Consider the following 19819-nt stretch of genomic DNA (forward strand, 5'->3'; position numbering starts at 1 on the left):
AACGGTGCGCGTCTCACTCCCACCGGGCGCCTTTGGCGAGCGAGTACGGCTGGGGCATAGGCTCGTGCCATGACTGAAACGAAGCGGATCCGCGCCGCCATCGCGGGCTACGGCAATCTCGGACGCAGCGCGGAGAAGCTCATCCGCGCCCAGGATGACATGGACCTGGTGGGCATCTTCTCCCGCCGCAGCTCCCTGGACACCGACACCCCCGTGTTCCCCGCCGATTCCGCGGCCGAGCACACCGACGACATCGACGTGGTGCTTCTGTGCCTGGGATCCGCCACCGACATCCCCGAGCAGGCCACCGGCTGGGCGGAGCTGTTCACCACCGTGGACACCTACGACAACCACGCCGACATCCCCGGCCACCGCGCCCGCATGGACGCCGCGGCACGTGCGAACGGGAACACCGCCATGGTCGGCACGGGCTGGGACCCGGGCCTGTTCTCCGTAAACCGCACCATGGCCGAAGCCCTTTTCCCCAGCGCGCAGCAGAACACCTTCTGGGGCCTCGGCGCCTCCCAGGGCCACTCGGATGCGGTCCGACGGGTGCCGGGTGTGCAGCGCGCCGTGCAGTACACGATCCCGTCGGACGGCGCCCTGCAGGCCGCTCGCCGCGGTGACGGCGCCGACATCACCGCGCACACCGCTCACCGCCGCGAGGTCGTCGCGGTGGCGGAGGAGTCCGAGCAGGAGCGGATCCGCGAGCAGATCGTGTCGATGCCGAACTACTTCGAGCCGTACGAGACCACGGTCGAGTTCGTCAGCACTGAGGAGTTCGAGAAGAGCCATCAGGGCCTTCCGCACGGCGGCCGCGTCATCACCACCGGTGACCTCGGCGGTTCGCTGTCCACGGTGGAGTTCTCCCTGGAGCTGGAGCGCAACCCGGACTTCACCGCGGCCGCGCAGGTCGCCTACGCCCGCGCCGCCGCCCGTATGAACCGCTCGGGCCAGGTCGGTGCGTTCACCGTGCTGGAGGTGGCGCCGTACCTGCTGTCGCCGATTCCGCTGGATGAGCTGATCGCCCGCGACGTCTGAGAGTGCGCCCTCGGCGCGTCACTGCGCGGTTCTCGCCGCCTTCTCGGCGAAGGCGGCCGTGTCCTCCCGGTTCGTTCCCCCGTAGACCACGAAACCGGAGTCGCCGGTGTCGCAGCCGAGGGCGATGCGCTTGTCGTCGCCGTCGAACCATTCGCAGTCGGCGCCGCCGATCTGCTGCTCCTCACCACTGGCTCGGTATTCCCCGCCCATCAGCTGGGTGATCGCGGGCCCGTATTCGGATCCCTGCACGAAGGTCAGCAGTTCGCCGCTCGCTGAGCGCTGCTGCACGGTCCACGTGCCGGACTCACCGGAGCCGCCCTGCCGCGCTTTGATGGGCCGCCACCCCTCCCCCATCTCGGGCTTCGCCACGGGGAACGGGAGTGTCTCCTGGGCGCGGCCGGCGGACTCGGCGATGTTCACGGTGGTGACGGACCCGGCCGACGGCTTCTGCTCATTGTCACGGCCCAGCCCCACCACGGCCACGGCGATGATCGCCACCAGGATGAGGTTCAGGCCCATGGCCCACGCCATGTTCTTGACGGAGGTGTTCTTCTTCGTGGGCAGTTCCCGCTTCTTCGGCGGCGCCTGATCAAGCGATGGGTCGGACATGGCTGACATTGTGACAGCACCACCGGGCGGTGGGCGACTCCGTGCGACCCGCTCCACGAACCGCCGAGCCGGTGAGACAATCACCGGTGTGATGACTGATTCCTCTTCCGACCAGCACCCCGTGCAGATCCTGACCATCGGCGAGGCCCTCACCGACATCGTCCACCGCCCCGGCCAACCCCCCGAGGAGCACCCCGGCGGCTCTCCGATGAACGTGGCGGTCGCGCTGGGGCGCCTCGGCCACGACTCGCACCTGCTCACCCACCTCGGCACCGATGAGCGCGGCAGGCGGATCCGCACCCACCTCGCCGACTCGCGCGTCACGCTCACAGCCGGATCCGTGCAGGAGGGCGCCACCTCCACCGCCCGCGCCGACATCGCAGAGGACGGCGCCGCCGAATACGAGTTCGACCTCGACTGGTCCCCGAACCCCGTCGGCCTCCCCGACTCCCCCGCAGCGGTGCACACCTCCTCCATCGCCGCCACCCGCTCCCCGGGCGCTTCCGTGGTGCGCGAGGAGATCCAGCGCCTCCACCCCCACGCGCTGATCTCCTACGACCCCAACGCCCGCCCCGCCCTCATGGGCGAAGCAGCCGATGTCCGCGGCGTCATCGAAGCGAACGCCGCTCTCGCCGACGTGGTCAAGGCGTCCGACGAGGATCTCCAGTGGCTGTACGGCGCCGGCGAGGAGGAGCGCGCGTGTGCGGCGTTCCTGCAGCGCGGTGCGCTCCTGGCCGTCCTCACCCGCGGGGCCGACGGAGCCACCGCGTTCACCGCTGCCGGTCGCATCGACGTGCCCGGTGCTCCCACCGACGTCGCGGACACCATCGGGGCGGGCGACACCTTCTCCGCCGGCCTGATCGACGGCCTGGTGCGGCTCGGTGTGCTGACTCCGTCGGCCGGCGGCGCTGCCGACGGGGCGGGCGAGGCCGCCCGTGAGCGCCTCACCGCCCTCGGCGCCGAGCAGGTGACGGCCCTTGTCCGGCATGCCGCTCAACTCGCGTCGGTGACGGTGAGCCGCACCGGCGCGAACCCGCCGTGGCTGCACGAGATCGGGGATAGGCTGGATGGGTCGCTCGCCGGCCCCTCCGGCACCAGCACCAGTAAGAAAGTTGAGCAATGACGCAGGCTGACCAGACTGACTACCGCATCGAGCACGACACGATGGGCGAGGTGCGGGTGCCCGCTTCGGCCCTGTACCGCGCGCAGACCCAGCGCGCCGTGGAGAACTTCCCGATCTCCGGCCAGGGGCTCGAAGCCGCCCACATCCACGCCCTCGCCGAGGTGAAGAAGGCCGCGGCCCGCGCCAACGCCGAGCTCGGCACCGTGGACCAGCAGATCGCCGACGCCATCGTCGCCGCGGCCGATGAGGTCATCAGCGGTGAGCACGACGACCAGTTCCCGATCGACGTCTATCAGACCGGCTCCGGCACGTCCTCGAACATGAACATGAACGAGGTGCTGGCGACCCTCGCCTCGAAGGCGTCCGGCCTGGAGGTCCACCCGAACGACCACGTCAACGCCTCCCAGTCCTCCAACGACGTCTTCCCGACGTCCGTGCACGTCGCCGTCACCGCGTCCGTGGTGCGCAACCTGCTGCCCGCGCTCGACCACCTCGCCACCGCGTTCGAGGACAAGGCCGAGAAGTGGAAGTCCGTGGTGAAGGCCGGCCGCACCCACATGATGGATGCGACCCCGGTGACCCTCGGTCAGGAGTTCGGCGGCTATGCCGCTCAGATGCGCTACGGCATCGAGCGCGTCGAAGCGGCTCTGCCGCGCACCGCTGAGGTGCCGCTGGGCGGCACCGCCGTCGGCACCGGCATCAACACCCCGGTCGGCTTCCCGCAGGCCGTCATCAAGCACCTCGGCGGCCAGACCGACCTGCCGCTGACCGAGGCCCGCAACCACTTCGAAGCGCAGTCCGCCCGCGACGGCCTCGTGGAGATGTCCGGTGCGCTGCGCACCATCGCGGTGTCCCTGACGAAGATCAACACTGACCTGCGCTGGATGGGCTCCGGACCGAACACCGGCCTCGGCGAGATCGCCATCCCGGACCTGCAGCCCGGCTCCTCCATCATGCCCGGCAAGGTGAACCCGGTGGTGCCGGAGGCCATGATGATGGTGTGCGCGAAGGTCGTCGGCAACGACGCCGCCGTCGCCTGGGGCGGCAGCCAGGGCGTGTTCGAGCTCAACGTGCAGATCCCCCTCATGGGCACCTGCGTGCTCGAGTCGATCCGCCTGCTCTCCAACGCGATGCGGGTGCTCGCGGACAAGACCGTGGACGGTCTCGTCGCCAACGAGGAGAAGGCCCGCTTCTACGCGGAGGCCAGCCCGTCGATCGTGACGCCGCTGAACAAGCTGATCGGCTACGAGAGCGCCGCGAAGATCGCAAAGCACGCCGTCGCGGAGCGCATCAGCGTCCGCGAGGCCGCCCTCGACCTCGGCTTCGTGGAGCGCGGCGAGCTGACCGAAGAGCAGCTCGATGATGCTCTGGACGTGCTGTCGATGACCGCGCCGAAGGCCTGATAGCCCAGCGCTGGTCACCCGGCGCCGAATCCACCAGCGGCCGCCTGCAGGGATTCTGACGGCGGCCGCTGCGCTGTTCCCGGCAGCGGAGGAGCCCCGTACGCCGCCGCGAAGGACCCGTGCTGCGAGGCTCCGAACCGTGCACGTTCATAGAATCGTGACCTGGGCGGCAGGGCGCTGCCCACCGCGCTGATCCGCGCGGACCGCGTTGGAAGGACTCATCGCATGGCCACCGCAAGCACTCCGTCCCACACCGCCCACCTCGGCGCCGTCGCCGACCGGCAGCCCACCCAGCCCGGCATCGCCCCCTACACCCCCGTGGAGGAGATGGAGTTCGCCGACGGATCCACCGCCCGCTGGGGCGACGGTGACTTCCTGGTCACCCTCGACGTCCTCATCTCCGCCGGCACCGACTCGCAGGCGCTGAGCGACGCTGCGGACCGCATGGATCAGAGGTTCCGCACCCTCACCCAGAACCCGGAGCACCCGGACACAGGCCGTCACGGCCTCGACGGCGGAGCGTCACTGGAATGGACGGAGCACCCGTCGGGCACCGCCCTGGAGGCGAGGATCACCTCCGGCGGCGAGGACGGCCTGGACTCCGCCGAGGCCGCCTACGAGTGGCTGGTGTCCCACTGCGAGGGCCACCCCCTGACCGTCACCTACGGCGAGACCTGGACCCACCGCAAGGGCTGAGCGCCCACCACAGCACCTGGCGAGCCGAGCAGCCGCATCTCATCATCGCGACGAGGTGCGGCTGCTGTGCACGCAGCCGGCGGCTCACCACCGTGATCATGCTCGAGCGCTCCGATCAGGGAGCCGGCTGGTCGAGGACACGGGTGACGAGCTCCGCCACCGGGGAGCGCTCGGAGCGTCGCAGCGTCACGTGTGCGAACAGCTCCTCGCCCTTCAGCGCCTCCACGACCGATGCGATGCCGTCGAAGCGGCCCACCCTGAGGTTGTCGCGCTGGGCGACGTTGTGGGTGAGGACCACGCGGGAGTTCTGACCCACACGGCTCATCATCGACAGCAGCACGCCTCGCTCAAGCGACTGCGCTTCGTCCACGATCACGAACGCGTCGTGGAGGGAGCGGCCGCGGATGTGGGTCAGCGGCAGCACTTCGAGCATGCCGCGGGAGATGACCTCATCCACGACCGAGTCGGACACCATCGAGCCGAGGGTGTCGAACACGGCCTGCGCCCACGGCCCCATCTTCTCGTCCTGGTCGCCGGGGAGGTACCCGAGCTCCTGCCCGCCCACCGGGAACAGGGGGCGGAACACCATGATGCGGCGCTGGGTGCGGCGCTCCATCACGGCTTCGAGGCCGGCGCAGAGGGCGAGGGCGCTCTTGCCGGTGCCGGCACGGCCGCCGAGCGACACGATGGAGACGGCGTCATCCAGCAGCAGGTCCACCGCGATGCGCTGCTCCGCGGAGCGGCCGGTGACGCCGAACAGGGTCTGATCCGGGGGGATGACCCGCATCTGGTTCATGTGGACCACCCGGCCGAGGGCGTTGCCGCGACCGGAGTGGATCTTCAGACCGGTGTGCAGCGGCAGGTCCCGCTTGTCCTCCGGCAGGTCGATCGTTTCGCCGGCCCACAGGCCCTGCATGTCGTCGTCGCTGATGTGGACATCTTCGATGCCGGTGTAGCCGGCGTTGTGGGCGAGCTCCGCGCGGTACTCCTCGGCGCGCAGGCCGGAGGCGCTGGCCTTGATGCGCATCGGGACGTCCTTGGAGACGAGGGTGACCTCGTGCCCTTCGTCGAGGAGGTTCTTGGCGGCGGCGAGGATGCGGGTGTCGTTGTCGGCGAGGCGGAAGCCCGGCGGGAGGCTGGAGGTGTCCTGGTGGTTCAGCTCCACGCGCAGGGTTCCGCCCTCATCGGAGATGGGGACGGCGGTGGCGAGGGACCCGTGCTTCTCGCGGAGGCGGTCCAGCGAGCGCAGCGCCTTGCGGGCGAAGAACCCGAGGTCGGGGTGGTGGCGCTTGGCCTCCAGCTCCGTGATCACAATGATCGGGAGCACGATCTCGTGCTCTGCGAAGCGGTACAGCGCGCCTGGGTCCGAGAGGAGGACTGAGGTGTCCAGAACATAGATCATGCCCTGAGCGTAGGTCGGCGCGAAGGGGCTCCCGGACATGTCCCGGTGGGCGCCGATGAGAGTTCATGGGGGCTTGGGCCCCGGTTAACCGGGGCGGTGGGCCGGGTTCAGGCTCCGTAGCGGCGGTCGCGGCCGGCGAACTCCTCGAGGGCCGCATCCAGGTCCTGCTCGCTGAAGTCCGGCCAGAGCGTCTGGGTGAACACCAGCTCGGTGTGGACGCACTCCCACAGCAGGAACCCGGACAGGCGCTCCTCACCGGAAGTGCGGATGATGAGGTCCGGGTCGGGCTGGCCGGCGGTGTACAGGTGGTCGGCGACGTCCTGTTCGCTCAGGCGCGCGATCGCCTCCATCGGGTCGGCGCCGGCGGCGACGGCATCGCGCAGCGACGTGCGCACGGCGTCGACGATTTCGCGGCGGCCGCCGTACCCGACCGCGAGGTTCACCTGCATGTCCCGGCGGATGTCTGCGCCGTCGATCGCGGCGCCGATCCGCTGGCGGGAGGCGGCGGGGATCAGGCTGAGGTCGCCGATGATGCGGATGCTGAACCCGTCGGCCGCGATGTCCTCCACGGTCGCGGCGATGATCCCGAACAGCGCCTGGAGCTCGTCGGCGGGGCGGTTCGCGTTGTCGGTGGACAGCATCCAGATGGTGCCCAGGGCGATGCCGCGCTCGTCCATCCAGCGCAGCACATCGCTGATGCGGCGGGCGCCCTCCCGGTGGCCATCGGCGGTGGAGAGGCCGCGGCCCTGCGCCCACCGGCGGTTGCCGTCGATGATGACCCCGACGTGCTCGGGCGCGGTGCTCGCAGCCGGCGCTGCCGGCTCCTCGGCGCCGCGGGCGTGCTGCGGTCCAGCCGCTCGGGTGCGGGGCGCGCTGGCGGGTGCTGCCACGGGTCCTCCTGTCGGCGCGTCGGATGGGGTGGGGCCCATTCTTCCCGATCGGGGCGGCCGACGGGTGCCGCTCCCCCATCCGTGCCCCGGGCGTGCACAACATGCTCACAAAAAAAGGGGGGCCGGGGCCGCTGAGCGGACGGGCGTGCACCGCGGACCAGGCGGTGGTCCCCGGCGGCCGGGCGGGGTGCGGTCGGCTAATATGACCACATGGTCACCACACCGCACGAGGGGTCCCACCCCGTTGTTTCGGCGCGCGCCGGAGCGAACCGGGCGCGCGACTTCGCCGCGCAGAAGTTCAGCATCGCCGCGGGTGTGGTGCCGAAGCCGAAGCTGCGCGGCTGGATCCACCTGTTCGCGTTCCCCAGCGCCATGATCGCCGGGCTGATCCTGGTGGCCCTCGGCGGGAGCCTCGCGGCCCGCCTGTCCACTGTGGTGTTCATCGCGACGGCCGGTCTGCTGTTCGGCGTCTCCGCCACGTACCACCGCGGCACCTGGGCGCCGAAGCGGGCCCTGATGCTCAAGCGGTTCGACCACGCGAACATCTTCATGATCATCGCCGGCACGTACACCCCGATCGCGGTGTCACTGCTCAACCGGCATGACGCCACGGTGCTGCTGTCCGTTGCGTGGGCGGGCGCCGCGCTCGGTGTCGCGTTCCGCCTGCTGTGGACCGGTGCGCCGCGCTGGCTGTACGTGCCGGCGTACGTGGCGCTCGGCTGGGTGGCCGTGCTGTACATGCCGCAGCTGCACGCCGGCGGAGGTTGGCCGGTGGTGGGCCTGCTGATCGGCGGCGGCATCGCCTACACGCTCGGTGCGGTGGTCTACGGACTGAAGCGGCCGGACCCGGTGCCGGAGGTGTTCGGCTTCCACGAGATCTTCCACAGCTTCACCGTGATCGGCTTCGTCTGCCACCTCATCGCGGTGTGGATCTCCGTGGTCTGAGCGAAGGCGCTCAGTCGGATCAGGCGCGGTCCTCGGGGCCGTCGGGCAGGTCGACGTCATTCTCCTCGGACCGGAGCTCGGGGCCTTCGCCCTCGTCAGCAGCGCGCGCGGGCTCGGAGCCCTCGGTGGAGCTTGCCTGCGCATCGCGGGCGGCCATGCGCGCCGCCACGTTCTCCCGCGCCGAGGACCGACGGATGCGGCGGCCCATGTCCCACGCCAGCAGCACAAGAGCGCACGCCATGATGAAGAACACGATGAACCCCGGCAGGCCGGGGGTGATGGTGGCGGCGTTCATGTCCTCCGGCGGGACCGTGGAGGACGGCGACGGCGACGGGGTCGAGTCCGCCAGAACGGTGCCGGCGGTGACGAGCAGGCGATCGGCGATCATCATCACGAACGGAGTCCTTCGAACAGGTCGTCTTCCGGAATCGTCACCGGAATGCGGGAGAAGTGCAGGGTGTAGGCCTCCCACGGCCACACGAGGCGGCGCACCTCATTGGAGACCCAGAAGAACATGCCCTCCGGATCCACCTGGGTGGCGTGCGCCAGAAGCGCCCGGTCGCGGTACTCCAGGTAGTCGGAGACGTCCACCTTGGTGGTGATCGGGTTCTGCCGCAGCCCCTTGTACCAGGACAGGCGCTCCTCGTACGGGGAGTCGAGGCCACGCTCCAGGTAGTACTCGTGGAACTCGTTCGCCTCCACCGCCGACATGCTCATGTTGTAGTACAGCTTCGAGATCTCCCACGGCTCGCCGAGCTCCGGCCGATAGGTGGGATCGGCGGCGAGCTCCCACGCCAGGATCGAGATCTTGTGGGTCATGATGTGGTCCGGGTGCGGGTAGTGCCCGTTCTCGTCATACGTGGTGAGCACGTGCGGGCGGCGCTCACGGATCAGCTGCACGAGGGGGCGTGCCGCCTCTTCGGTGCGCAGGAGCGCGAAGCACCCGTCGGGCAGGTCGGGGACGGGGTCCCCTTCGGGCAGGCCGGAGTCCACAAAGCCGAGCCACACGTGGTCGGCGCCGAGAACGTCGCGGGCCGCTTCCATTTCGCGGCGGCGCACGGCCGTGAGGTCCGCGAGCGCGTCGGGGTCATCCGCCATCGCGGGGTTGAGGATGTCTCCGCGTTCGCCGCCGGTGCAGGTGACGATGGTGACGTCCACCCCCTCGTGCACATATTTGGCGACGGCTGCCGCACCCTTGGACGCTTCGTCATCCGGGTGGGCGTGCACGGCCATCATGCGCAGCTTCTCGCGTGCGGGGCGGCTGTCAGCGCTCAATGTCTCTCCTAGCAGCAGAGGTCCTGGTCCCATGACACAATAGCCGCATGCACGCCACCGAGTCCCGTTCCGAACGCCTGGCAGAGCGCTACGGCACGTCTCGCTCCGCTGGCCGCACCCTCGCCGCCCGGATCGGCATCGGGATCCTCGCTCTGGTGTTCCTCGCGACCGTCATCTGGGTGGGTCTGGTGGTCTCCTCCTCATCTCCGGTGAAGGTCACCACCACCGGCTACACCCACGTGTCCGATACGCAGATGCGGGTGAGCTTCGAGCTGAACACGAAGCCCGGCACCGCGGTGCGCTGCAGTGTGGAGGCGCTGAACGGGAACCGCGGCCAGGTGGGCTTCACCTCGGTGGAGGTTCCGCAGCAGAGTGAGCGGGTCTCCCACCATTCGGTGGTGGTGACCACTCAGCAGCCGGCGGTGTCCGGCGTCGTGAAGTCCTGCACTCCCCTCTGATCCGCACCTGCGCGTCCGCGCTGCGCCCGTGCCGGGCCGCGCGCCCGGATCCCTGTCCGCTCGCGGGAGTCCACCCCGTCGGCCGACGGGTTCTGTGACGAGGATCAGGGTCATTCGGACACATGTGCGCTACAATGGTCGTCAACGCGGAAGCGAAACCTCAGGACGCATGCTTCGTCATGTGTCCTTTTTCGTTGGCATGCTGACCGCGATGCCGCGGGCGCACGGCCGCCCTCCCGCCGCACAGATGCGAGGGAGCTGTCGTGGGTGCGCACCGCCACTCAGACTCGACTGTCCATTGAACTGACCCAGGAGAACAACGATGAGCGAGAACCAGCAGGGTGCCTGGCTGACCCAGGACGCCTTCGACCGACTCGAGGCAGAGCTTGCGGAGCTCGAGGGTCCGCGCCGCTCCGAGATCGTGGAGCGCATCTCCGCTGCTCGCGACGAGGGCGACCTCAAGGAGAACGGCGGCTACCACGCCGCCCGTGAGGAGCTCGGCAAGCTGGAGGGCCGCATCGAGGAGCTCACCCACCTGCTGAAGACCGCGGTGGTCGGCGAGACCCCGAAGGATGACGGCGTGGTGGAGCCCGGCATGGTCGTCACCGTGGAGATGGACGGCAAGGAGCGCACCTTCCTGCTCGGCAACCGCGAGATCGCCGACGATGACGAGACCCTGGAGGTGTTCTCCTCCGAGTCGCCGCTCGGTCAGGCCATCTCCGGCTCCAGCGTCGGCCAGAAGATCGACTACACCGCACCGAACGGCAAGTCGATCCCCGTCACGATCGTGCGCTGCAGCCCGTACGATCCGAAGCGCGCCAAGTGACGCACCGATGAACTGACGAGCAGAAGGGCCGCATCCCCACGGATGCGGCCCTTCTGCTCTGTCGGCGGCTGGTTCGCCGGTGTCAGGACTGGTCAGCGGCGTGCACACCGGTCGCCAGGAACTCCTTGTGGCGCCGCTCCAGTTCCCTGTAGTGCTGCTGCGCGGTCTCGTCCACGCCGAGGTCCGGGGCGGGGTCACGGCCGGTGAAGAAGAGGTACAGCGCGTTGATGAACGCCAGGAACGGGATCGCGAACAGGGCGCCCGTGATGCCGGCGATCATCGCGCCGCCCGCGACGCCGAGGAACACGGCCAGGGGGTGGAGCTCCACAGCGTGTCCCATCAGCAGGGGCTGCAGCACGTTGGATTCGAGCTGCTGCACCAGGATCACCACGCCCACCATGATGAGCGCGATGATCGGGCCCTGCAGCACAAGGGCGATGAGGCAGGCGATCGCACCGGAGGCGACCGCACCGACCAGCGGCACGAAGCTGAACAGGAACACGATCAGCCAGATCGGCACCGCATACGGAGTCAGCGGGGCGGAGCTCGGAGCACCGGTGGCGCTGAGCACCAGGTCGATGATCACGAAGCCGAGTGCGATGCCGGTGGCATCCACAGCCGCCACCAGCACCTGGGTGCGCACGTAGGCGCTCAGCGCCTTCCAGCCGCGGCGGAAGCCCTCGTGCACGGTCGGGCGGGACTGTGCCGGGAACAGGCCCACGATCCAGCGCCACACGCTGTGGCCGGAGCTGAGCAGGAAGAACAGGGTGAACAGGGCGATCAGCAGGCCGGTGCCGACATTGCCGACCGTTGCGGCGGTCGCGACCGCACCGTTGACGATGGCGCCGGAGTTGGCCTGCAGCTTGTCCACCAGTTCACGCTGAGCCTCCGACACGGCCCCGCTGTCGATGTTGAGGGTGGTGGTGGCGAAGTCCCACAGCTCGTTGAAGCCCTTGACGGCGGCATCGGAGATGTCCTGCCAGGACGCGACGAGCTGACGGCCCGCCAGCACGAACATGCCGACCACCACGATGATCAGGCTGAGCAGCGCAATGGCGGCCGCGGCGGCGCGCGGAAGGAACGTGTGCTGTGTGAGCATCCGCACCAGGGGGTTCAGCAGGGAGGTGAGGAGGATCGCGACCAGGACGGGGATCACCAGTCCGGACAGCATCCCCATGCCCTTCACGATGAGCCAGAGGCTGGCGACGATGACGATGAACCGCCACGCCCAGGCCCCGGCCCGGCGGATGCCGAGGGGAATCTCACGGGTCTCCTGACCGGCCGCGCCCTGGATCGAGGTGACCGGCTGCGCCAGGCGCTGGACCTGCCGCTGACGCGAACGCTTGGCTGCTTGCATGGAATCATGCTCCTTCATCTGCGGGAGGCCATCCTACCGCTGGGGCCCGTGGTGTCCGGACCCCATCGGCCGCCCACCGCGACGTGCTGACGCGAGGCGGCGCATACGGCGCCACAGGCGATTATGACAGAACGGACACGGCGTCCTCATGAGGGCCGATGATGGACAATGGCACCATGACCATCAACATCGCCCCCTCCCAGCGCTCCACGGTCGGCATCGAATGGGAGATGCTGCTCGTGGATCGGGACTCCGGTGAGTCGCGCCAGTGCGCGCCGTCGCTGCTGCAGTCCGTCCGTGACGTCCACGCGGGCACCTCCGGTGTGGTCGGCGAACTGCTGCAGAACACCGTGGAACTCGTCACCGACGTGTGCAGCACCGTCGCCGAAGCCGGTGAGGACCTCGCCCGCTCCCTGCAGCGCGTCCGCGAAGCGGGCGAACCCCTGCGGGTGGACGTCACCAGCATGGGCGCGCACCCCTACTCGCGGTGGGCCGACCAGATGGTGACCGACGATGCCCGCTACTCCACTCTCGTGGACCGCACCCAGTGGTGGGGCCGGCAGATGACGATCTACGGCGTGCACGTGCACGTCGGCATCGACCACCCGGCGAAGATGCTGCCGATCACCAACGCGCTGCTCACGTACCTCCCCCACCTGCTGTGCCTGTCGGCCTCCTCCCCCTACTGGCAGGGCGAGGAGACCAGCTACGCCTCCAACCGGTCCCTCATGTTCCAGCAGCTGCCGACAGCGGGCCTGCCGCACATGTTCACCGAATGGCCGCAGTACGAGGCGTACATCAACGACATGACCACGATGGGGGTGATCGAGGAGGTCAACGAGATCCGCTGGGACATCCGGCCGGTCGCCGCCTTCGGCACCATCGAAGTGCGGGTCAGCGACGGACTGCCGTCCCTGCAGGAGGTCCTCGCCGTCGCCTCCCTCGTGCAGTGCCTCGTGGACGACTTCAGTGAGCGCCTCGACCGCGGAGAGGAGCTGCCGGTGATGGCGCCGTGGCAGATCGCGGAGAACAAGTGGCGCGCCGCCCGGTACGGGATGGACGCGATCCTCGTGCTCGACCGCAACAACCGCGAAGAGCTGATCACGGACGCCCTGCCGGAGCTGATGGACCGCCTCGCCCCCGTTGCTGAACGCCTGGGGTGCACGCGCGAGTTCGAGGGGCTGAACCGCATCACCGAACTCGGTGCGTCCTATCAGCGACAGCGCAAAGTGGCGCACCAGCGGGGCCTGCCCGCGGTGGTCAAGCACCTCGTGGCCGAGACGGACGCCGGTCATCCGCTCGCACCAGAGCAGACCGCCTGATCTGCGACCTTCGGACGACGGCTCCGCCGGTGGCTGCTTCCTAGACTGAGAGCATGACCGATGCTGCTCTTCAGATGCAGGACCTGCAGAAATCCTTCGCCGGTGTCCCTGTCGTCCACGACCTGTCCCTGTCCATTCCCCGCGGCTCGCTCTACGGGATCGTCGGCCCGAACGGCGCCGGCAAGACCACCGCCCTGTCGATGGCCACGGGTCTGCTGCGGCCCGATGCGGGCACCGCGCTGATCCTCGGCACCGATGTGTGGCAGCAGCCGACGGAGGCGAAGCGCCAGGTGGGCGTCCTCGCGGACGGCCTGCCCGTGTTCGACCGCCTCACCGGCCGCGAACTGCTCACCTACACCGGTCTGATCCGCGGCATCGATCCCGCGACAGTGGAGCAGCGCACCGATTCGCTCCTGGCAACCCTCGGCCTCGCCGATGCCGAGGGCAAACTGATCGTCGACTACTCCGCCGGTATGACGAAGAAGATCCTTCTGGCGAACGCGCTGCTGCACGCGCCGCGCCTGCTGGTGCTGGATGAGCCGCTCGAAGCGGTGGACCCGGTCTCAGCGCAGACGATCCGCTCCGCACTGTCCAGCTATGTCGCCTCCGGCGGCACCGTGGTGATCTCTTCCCACGTGATGGAACTGGTGGAGGGGCTGTGCAGCCACGTCGCCATCATCACCGACGGCGCTGTCCGCACCGCTGGCACCCTCGATGAGGTCCGCGCCGGCGGCACCCTGCAGGAACGCTTCCTCGAACTCGCCGGCGGTCAGGCCTCCCAGGGGGATCTGTCGTGGCTGAACCAGTGACCCCCGCTCCCGCCGAGGGCGGCTCCTCCGCTGCCGTGCACACCGCCGGGCCCGTTCCGCTGCCCGGCGAGGGCGGCGACGCGCCCGCGAACGGGAAGGCGCCGTCGCTGACACCGCTGCTGATGAAGCTGCGGTGGACGATCACGCTGCGCCGCGCCCGCGCCACGCTCGCCGCCACGATCGGCGGCGCGATCGGTGTGCTGTATGCGCTGGGCGCGCTCGCGTTCGGCGGCCCCGCCCTGATCACGTCCGCGTCGGTGTCGGAGATCGGCGGGACGTTCGCGCCGACCGCGGTCGGCATCGGCGCGCTGCTCGTGCTCACCTGGCTGCTCGCGCCGGCCGTGGTCTCCGGCGCTGAGGACGCGCTCTCGCCCGCGAAGTTCGCGATCCTGGGCCGACGCGGCCGCGACCTCCAGCTGCCGATGCTGATCGCATCGCTCATCTCCCCCGCGATCATCCTGACCGCACTGGCGATCGGTGTGCTCGGCGCCGCGCAGACGGTCATGCTGGTGCGGTTCCTCGCGGAGCGGCCCGCCGGTGCGATCAGCGGACTGGTGCTGCTGCTGCCGTCCCTGCTGGCAGGCCTGGCGATCTGCATTCTGCTGCCGCGCGCGATCGACGCGTTCCGCTCCACCCGCCAGTCCAGTCGCCGCAGCCGCGAGCTCGCGGCAGGTCTCGGCATCATCGGCCTCCTGGTGGGGCTGTACGGGTTCTCCCTCATCTCCAACGCGATCGCGGAGAGCCCGTCGGTCATCGACACGATCGTCCACTACGCCCTGCTGGTCCTGGGCGTCATCGCCTGGACCCCGCTGGGGGCGCCGTTCGCGATCCCGATGGACCTGCTGGAGGGCCGGTACGTGGCCGCTGTGGTGCGGATGCTGATCGCCTCGGTGACGATCGCTGTGCTGTGGCTGTGGTGGCGCCGCTCCCTGGAGCAGGCGCTGACGCAGGCGCTGCAGGGCGACAGCGCCGCGAAGTCGGAGAAGGTGACGGCGCTCGTACCGCGGTTCCTGCGCTCCGCGCCGTTCGGAGCATCCGTCGGCCGGTCGCTGAAGTACATGCGCCGCGACGCCCGCTACTCCATGGGCCTGCTGGTCCAGCCGGTGATGGTGGCGTTCATGGTGGGCATGTCGGTGATGTCGAACAATCCGTCGATGGCGATCCTCGCAACCGTGGTGGTGGCGTGGATGGCGGGTCTGCTGATCTACAACGACATCGGGATGGACGGCCCCGCGAACTGGGTGAACATCGTGGCCGGCATCCGCGGCCGCACCACCCTGGCGGCCCGCGCCGGAGTGTCGCTGATGTGGGCGGTTCCGATGCTGATCATCGTGACGGCCGTGATCGGTGTGCTGCACGATCTCGGCGGATACGCGGGTGTTCTGCTGCTGAGCGCGCTGGGCGTTGCCCTGTCGGGGACCGGCATCGGTGTGGCGACGGCCGCGTTCCTTCCGTTCGCGGCGCCGAAGCCCGGCTCGATGAAGAACTCCTCACCGATGGCGGCGTGGCTGCCCACCCTGGTGTCGATGCTGGTGACGTGGCTGCCGATGCTGCCGGCCATGGCGCTGATCGGTGCGAGCTTTGCGTTCGGCCAGTACCTCGCCTGGATCGGTGCCGTGATCGCCCTGGTGCTCGGTGCTGTCACCCTGTGGGCCGGCATCGTGCTCGGCGGGCGTCAGCTGGACCGTCACTGGCCGGAGGTGGCGCAGAAGGTGAAGACCTTCATCGGCTGAGGGGTGCTCAGGCAGTGCGGGGCAGGTCCGCTGCCATGACAATGGCGTCCATGGCGCCGGCCGCGGTCCGGTAGTAGCCGCGGCGCACCCCGAGCTCCTCGTAGCCGGCTTCCCGGTAGAAGGCGCGGGCGCGCTCATTGTCCTCACGGACCTCCAGCAGCATGCGCTCTGCGCCCTCGGACAGCGCGGTCTCCTCCAGGTTCGCCAGCATCGCCTGCCCGATCCCCTGCCCGGGGCGGGTGGTGCCGATGGTGTGCAGGTCCGCGGTGTCGCCGGCGAGCATGATGCCGGCGTAGCCGATGATCTCCTCGCTCTCCGGGTCCACGGCCGCAATGTAGCGGCGGTCGCGGTGGCCGATCTCTTCGGCGAGCATGAAGACGTCCCACGCTTCGTCCGGGAACAGCGCGAGTTCGAGGAACGCGATCGCTTCGATGTCCTCGGGCTCCACAGGGCGCAGCAGCGCCGGGACGCTCATCGCTTCCCGAGCGTGGATTTGCGGCCCGTGGGCTTCGCCGCGTCCGGCTCGCGCAGGTACAGCGGGTCCGTGGAGCCGAGCTCGTCACCGTCGCGCGCCTGCTGGTTCGCGGCGCGGATGAGGAAACCGGCATCAACATGCCGCAGGTCCGCGGTCGGCGGCAGCTGCTCGGCGTACAGGTGGGCGCCGGCGCCGACGAGCGCGTCGCACCCCGTCAGGTCAGCGGCTGCATCGGCGGGTGCGGCGACCGTCGGCCCCAGAGTGCGGTGCACACGCACCTGCTCCCCCGCATGCTCGATGCGGTACGCGGCGGCGTACACCTCGCGCCGGCGGGCGTCCAGGGCCACACCGACGGTCCCCGCGAGGGGATCCTGCTCGGCGGCCTGCAGCGCCAGCGCATCCAGGGAGCACAGGCCCCGCAGGCGCAGCCGCAGGACCGCGGCGATCGACCGGGCCGTCACGAGGCCGACCCGCAGGCCGGTGAACGGGCCGGGCCCGCGGCCCACCACGACCTCGGTGAGGTCGGAGCGGGCGGCTCCGGCATCATCCATCGCCGATTGGATCAGCGGCAGCAGCACTTCGTCATGGTGGCGGGCGCGGTCATCGGTGCGCACAGCGAGGATGCGGTCCCCGTCGGCCACCGCGACCGACACGGCACCGGAGGTGTCGATGCCGAGGATCATGCGCTCGTCTCCTGGTGGTGGTCGCGGACTGTCAGGCCGGCCCCGCGGAACCGGTCGGCGAGGTGCGCGAGGTCGATGTCCTCATAGCGCGGCCCCGTCTGGGTGATGACGATGGTGCGCGGCTCCTCCGGGTCATCGACGTCGCCCGCCGGGTCCGCACCCTCGGCGCGGGTCAGCTGCACACTGCGGTAGGAGTCGGTCAGATGCTCCACCCGGTCGCGGCCCCACTCCACGAGCATGACGGAGTCCTGCAGGTCGGAGTCGAGGTCGAGGTCCTCGATGTCCCAGTCGTCGTCGAGGCGGTAGGCGTCCACGTGGACGAGGCTCGGCCCGTCCCCGAGCGGCGGGTGCACGCGGGAGATGACGAACGTGGGCGAGGCGATGGTGCCGCGCACGTTCATCTGCGATCCGAAGCCCTGCGTGAACGTGGTCTTGCCGGCGCCGAGGGGGCCGTCCAGCACGATCAGGTCACCGGCCTGCGCCTGCTCAGCGAGGATCTGCGCGACTCGGCGGGTCTCCTCGGCCGTGCTGGTGTCGACCTGGACGCTGGTGGCGGTGATGGGGATCTGCGCGGTGTCATCCGCCGGCGAGCCCGCCGCACCGGACGCGTCAGTGCCGGCCGAGGGGGCGGCCGACGGGTCCGTCAGCGTGGACTGGTCCACGATCGTCCACGTCTTCTGCTCCCGCGGTTCCAGTGCGCCGGGCAGGGCGTCGTCGTGGACCGGTGCGGGGCCGGCCTCGTCTGCGATCGGCTCAAGGTTCTCGGTGGGGGGCTCCTGGCCTGTCCGGACGGGGCGCTCCGCGCTGGCTGCAGAGGGGACGGTGACGCGGGTGCCGCCGGTGACCGGCGTCGGCGGGGACTGCACGTAGTCGGCGTCGCTCGAGGCGCCGCCCGGCATCACCGGGGCGGGTGCGGCGTCGGGCGCTGCGGTGGCCCCCGCAGCCGGAGCGTCTCCGACCGCGGTCGGCGCAGGGTCAGCGGGCTCGGTCGGCGCGGCGCCACCCTCAGCGCCGGCCTCAGCGTCAGGGCCGGCAGTCGCGGCGGGGTCAGCGCCCGAGTCGGAGTCACCGGCCGTGGATGAGTCATCTGCGGCGCCGGTGTCCTCGTCCTCGTCGGTCAGGTCGAGGACCACACGGCTCACCCGCGCATTGATCGAGGTCAGCACCTCGTAGGAGATGGTGCCGGCGGCCCTCGCCCAGTCCTCCGCCGTGGGAACGTCCGGGTTCGCGGCCGGGTCACCGAAGACGATCGCCTCATCACCGGCGTGCGCCGTGGAGGAAGGGCCGAGGTCCACCACCATCTGGTCCATGGAGATCCGCCCCACCTGCGGGACCACCTTCATGCCCTCATCGGTGCGGACCGCGACCCAGCCGCGACCGGACGCCGCCCGGTGCAGGCCGTCCCCGTAGCCGATGCTGAGCAGGCCCAGGTCCGTGCTCTCCGCACAGGTGTAGGTGGCGCCGTACCCGGAGGTCTGGCCCGCCTGGACCGTCTTGATCTCCGCCACGCGCGTGGTCAGCGTCATCGCCGGACGCAGGTCCAGGTCCGTCTCCACCGGCGGGTAGCCGTACAGCGCCACGCCCACCCGCGCCATGTCGCAGTGCGTGTCCGGGCGGGTCAGGGCGGCGGCGGAGTTCGCAATGTGGCGCAGCGGGATCGGGCCGACTTCGTCGGCGAGGGCGTCGCACGCCTCTGTGAACACCCGCATCTGCTCATCGATGGAGGGGTCGCCGGGAACGTCAGCGGAATGGAAGTGGCTCATCGCGCCGATCGCATGCAGGTAGTCGCTGCCGCGGATCATCGTCGCCATCTTCGGCAGGTCCTCCGGGAGCACACCGCCGCGGCCCATCCCGGTGTCGATCTTCAGGTGCACACGGGCGCGGCGGTCCGCGGTGCGTCCCGCGTCCGCGACCAGCTCGAGCAGTTCGTAGGAGCCGACGCCGATGTCGATGCCGGCGCTGATCAGCTCCGGCAGCACGTCCAGAGCGGTCGTCGGGTCGAACAGCCAGGTGAGGATCGGAACATCGAACCCGGCGCGGGTCAGCGCGAGCGCGGATCCGGGATGCGCCACCCCGAGCCAGGTGGCGCCGCCGGCGATGGCGGCCTCGGCCGCAGCCATCATGCCGTGGGAGTACCCGTCGGCCTTCACCACCGCCATCAGCGCGGTCTGCTCATCGAGGGCGGAGCGGATCTGCCGGGCGTTGTGCCGGATCGCGTCCTTGGAGATGCGGGCCTTCGGAGGGGCGATACCGGGCTCCTCGGCAAACGGGGCGGGTGACGCTGCGGTCTCAGTCATCGAGTGATTTCCTTCTTTCCGCTGCAACAGATGCCACAGCAAGACGACCGTCATGGCTCAGCGAGAGGTGCAGGGCGCTCACGCCCTCCCGTACGGCGGTGGCCAGCGCGTTGCCGCGCAGAACCAGGTAGGGGCGGTCCGTCGCGGTCTTGCGGACGATGACGTCCTGCCACGAGAGCTCCCCCGGGTTGCCCAGAGCCTTACCGGTCGCTTCCTTCGCGGCGGCGCGGGCCGCCAACGATGCGAGGGACAGTCCGCGCTCTTCGGGCGCGAACAGCCGTTCCTTCAGTCGTGGAGTCCGGGCGAGCATCGCCTCGAACCTGTCGATGTCGACGATGTCCACACCCACCCCGGCGAGCCGGGACTCGGGTTCGGGTTCGAAGGCGAGCTCCTCGCCATCTCGAACGTCGTGGGCCCGTGACATGCCGCCAGTGTAGCCAGCACGGCGTGGGGACGACAGCGGCGCCGCCGGGCA

General features: G+C 69.9%; 20 protein-coding genes. 10 read left to right on the plus strand and 10 right to left on the minus strand.

The genetic code is table 11. The features are described 5' to 3' along the window. Positions 1-69 precede the first annotated feature (69 nt). On the plus strand, positions 70-1041 hold the full coding sequence (locus R3I40_RS07140) for a diaminopimelate dehydrogenase (protein WP_285261893.1): 972 nt from the start codon (positions 70-72) through the stop codon (positions 1039-1041). 18 nt (positions 1042-1059) lie between these two features. On the opposite strand, the gene R3I40_RS07145 is transcribed toward R3I40_RS07140, so the two are convergent. After that, entirely contained in the window at positions 1060-1650 is a 591-nt protein-coding gene (locus tag R3I40_RS07145; RefSeq protein ID WP_183375475.1) for a DUF4245 family protein, read from the minus strand. A 91-nt stretch (positions 1651-1741) separates the two neighbouring features. Here R3I40_RS07145 and R3I40_RS07150 point away from each other — a divergent pair, with 91 nt between their 5' ends. The 3 genes from R3I40_RS07150 to R3I40_RS07160 all read left to right on the plus strand — a co-directional run bounded on the left by R3I40_RS07150 (position 1742) and on the right by R3I40_RS07160 (position 4872). After that, entirely contained in the window at positions 1742-2773 is a 1032-nt protein-coding gene (locus R3I40_RS07150; RefSeq protein ID WP_285261892.1) for a carbohydrate kinase family protein, read from the plus strand. Next, positions 2770-4176, plus strand: coding sequence for a class II fumarate hydratase (locus R3I40_RS07155; RefSeq protein ID WP_183375479.1), 1407 nt, complete (start codon positions 2770-2772; stop codon positions 4174-4176). The genes R3I40_RS07150 and R3I40_RS07155 overlap by 4 nt, the downstream gene beginning before the upstream one ends. Positions 4177-4401: 225 nt before the next feature. Further along, positions 4402-4872, plus strand: a complete 471-nt coding sequence (locus R3I40_RS07160) for a hypothetical protein (protein WP_259923589.1) — start codon at positions 4402-4404, stop codon at positions 4870-4872. Positions 4873-4987: 115 nt separating this feature from the next. Here R3I40_RS07160 and R3I40_RS07165 read toward each other — a convergent pair whose 3' ends face one another. Both R3I40_RS07165 and uppS read right to left on the minus strand, forming a co-directional pair. Next, positions 4988-6274 carry an RNA 5'-3' helicase PhoH2 gene (locus tag R3I40_RS07165; protein ID WP_396349464.1) on the minus strand — a complete coding sequence of 429 codons (1287 nt, stop codon included), beginning with the start codon at positions 6272-6274 and terminating at the stop codon, positions 4988-4990. Between the two features lie 107 nt (positions 6275-6381). Next, a complete protein-coding gene (uppS, locus tag R3I40_RS07170; protein ID WP_259923591.1) occupies positions 6382-7164 on the minus strand; it encodes a polyprenyl diphosphate synthase in 783 nt (260 codons plus the stop codon). Positions 7165-7374: 210 nt separating this feature from the next. On the opposite strand from uppS, the gene trhA reads away from it, so the two are divergent. Next, positions 7375-8109, plus strand: coding sequence for a PAQR family membrane homeostasis protein TrhA (trhA, locus tag R3I40_RS07175; RefSeq protein ID WP_183375494.1), 735 nt, complete (start codon positions 7375-7377; stop codon positions 8107-8109). 19 nt (positions 8110-8128) lie between these two features. Here trhA and R3I40_RS07180 read toward each other — a convergent pair whose 3' ends face one another. Both R3I40_RS07180 and mca read right to left on the minus strand, forming a co-directional pair. Continuing rightward, a complete protein-coding gene (locus R3I40_RS07180) occupies positions 8129-8500 on the minus strand; it encodes a hypothetical protein (RefSeq protein ID WP_183375496.1) in 372 nt (123 codons plus the stop codon). Then, a complete protein-coding gene (gene mca, locus R3I40_RS07185) occupies positions 8500-9384 on the minus strand; it encodes a mycothiol conjugate amidase Mca (protein WP_239374017.1) in 885 nt (294 codons plus the stop codon). The genes R3I40_RS07180 and mca overlap by 1 nt, the downstream gene beginning before the upstream one ends. A 47-nt stretch (positions 9385-9431) precedes the next feature. Between mca and R3I40_RS07190 the strand changes: the two genes are divergently transcribed. Together R3I40_RS07190 and greA are read left to right on the plus strand one after the other, a co-directional pair. After that, complete coding sequence (locus R3I40_RS07190) at positions 9432-9842, plus strand: DUF4307 domain-containing protein (RefSeq protein WP_183375498.1); 411 nt, start codon at positions 9432-9434, stop codon at positions 9840-9842. Positions 9843-10164: 322 nt separating this feature from the next. Continuing rightward, positions 10165-10668: a transcription elongation factor GreA gene (greA, locus tag R3I40_RS07195; protein WP_285261890.1), complete on the plus strand. Its 504-nt coding sequence runs from the start codon at positions 10165-10167 to the stop codon at positions 10666-10668. Between the two features lie 82 nt (positions 10669-10750). Here the strand turns inward: greA and R3I40_RS07200 are convergent, their stop codons facing one another. Next, positions 10751-12025, minus strand: coding sequence for an AI-2E family transporter (locus tag R3I40_RS07200; RefSeq protein WP_239374014.1), 1275 nt, complete (start codon positions 12023-12025; stop codon positions 10751-10753). A gap of 176 nt (positions 12026-12201) precedes the next feature. Between R3I40_RS07200 and R3I40_RS07205 the strand changes: the two genes are divergently transcribed. Genes R3I40_RS07205 through R3I40_RS07215 form a run of 3 tightly spaced genes read left to right on the plus strand, consistent with a single transcriptional unit; the run spans position 12202 to position 15889 of the window. Next, positions 12202-13347 (plus strand): glutamate--cysteine ligase, encoded by a 1146-nt coding sequence (locus R3I40_RS07205; protein WP_239374011.1) that lies wholly within the window; start codon positions 12202-12204, stop codon positions 13345-13347. A gap of 53 nt (positions 13348-13400) precedes the next feature. Beyond that, complete coding sequence (locus R3I40_RS07210) at positions 13401-14156, plus strand: ABC transporter ATP-binding protein (RefSeq protein ID WP_239374008.1); 756 nt, start codon at positions 13401-13403, stop codon at positions 14154-14156. Next, a complete protein-coding gene (locus R3I40_RS07215; RefSeq protein WP_239374006.1) occupies positions 14141-15889 on the plus strand; it encodes a hypothetical protein in 1749 nt (582 codons plus the stop codon). The genes R3I40_RS07210 and R3I40_RS07215 overlap by 16 nt, the downstream gene beginning before the upstream one ends. Before the next feature lie 7 nt (positions 15890-15896). On the opposite strand, the gene R3I40_RS07220 is transcribed toward R3I40_RS07215, so the two are convergent. From R3I40_RS07220 to R3I40_RS07235, 4 genes are read right to left on the minus strand one after another with little or no spacing between them, the layout of a single operon-like run. Beyond that, positions 15897-16364 (minus strand): GNAT family N-acetyltransferase, encoded by a 468-nt coding sequence (locus tag R3I40_RS07220; protein ID WP_183375505.1) that lies wholly within the window; start codon positions 16362-16364, stop codon positions 15897-15899. Then, the gene (tsaB, locus tag R3I40_RS07225) at positions 16361-17047 is read right to left on the minus strand and encodes a tRNA (adenosine(37)-N6)-threonylcarbamoyltransferase complex dimerization subunit type 1 TsaB (protein ID WP_285261889.1); all 687 of its coding nucleotides are present in this window, start codon (positions 17045-17047) and stop codon (positions 16361-16363) included. The genes R3I40_RS07220 and tsaB overlap by 4 nt, the downstream gene beginning before the upstream one ends. Continuing rightward, positions 17044-19344: an alanine racemase gene (gene alr, locus R3I40_RS07230; protein ID WP_285261888.1), complete on the minus strand. Its 2301-nt coding sequence runs from the start codon at positions 19342-19344 to the stop codon at positions 17044-17046. The genes tsaB and alr overlap by 4 nt, the downstream gene beginning before the upstream one ends. Continuing rightward, positions 19337-19768 (minus strand): holo-ACP synthase, encoded by a 432-nt coding sequence (locus tag R3I40_RS07235; protein WP_183375511.1) that lies wholly within the window; start codon positions 19766-19768, stop codon positions 19337-19339. Before R3I40_RS07235 ends, alr begins: the two co-directional genes overlap by 8 nt. Between the last annotated feature and the right edge of the window lie 51 nt (positions 19769-19819).

This window comes from Helcobacillus massiliensis, assembly GCF_033106145.1.
GTDB classification, from domain to species: Bacteria; Actinomycetota; Actinomycetes; order Actinomycetales; family Dermabacteraceae; genus Helcobacillus; species Helcobacillus massiliensis.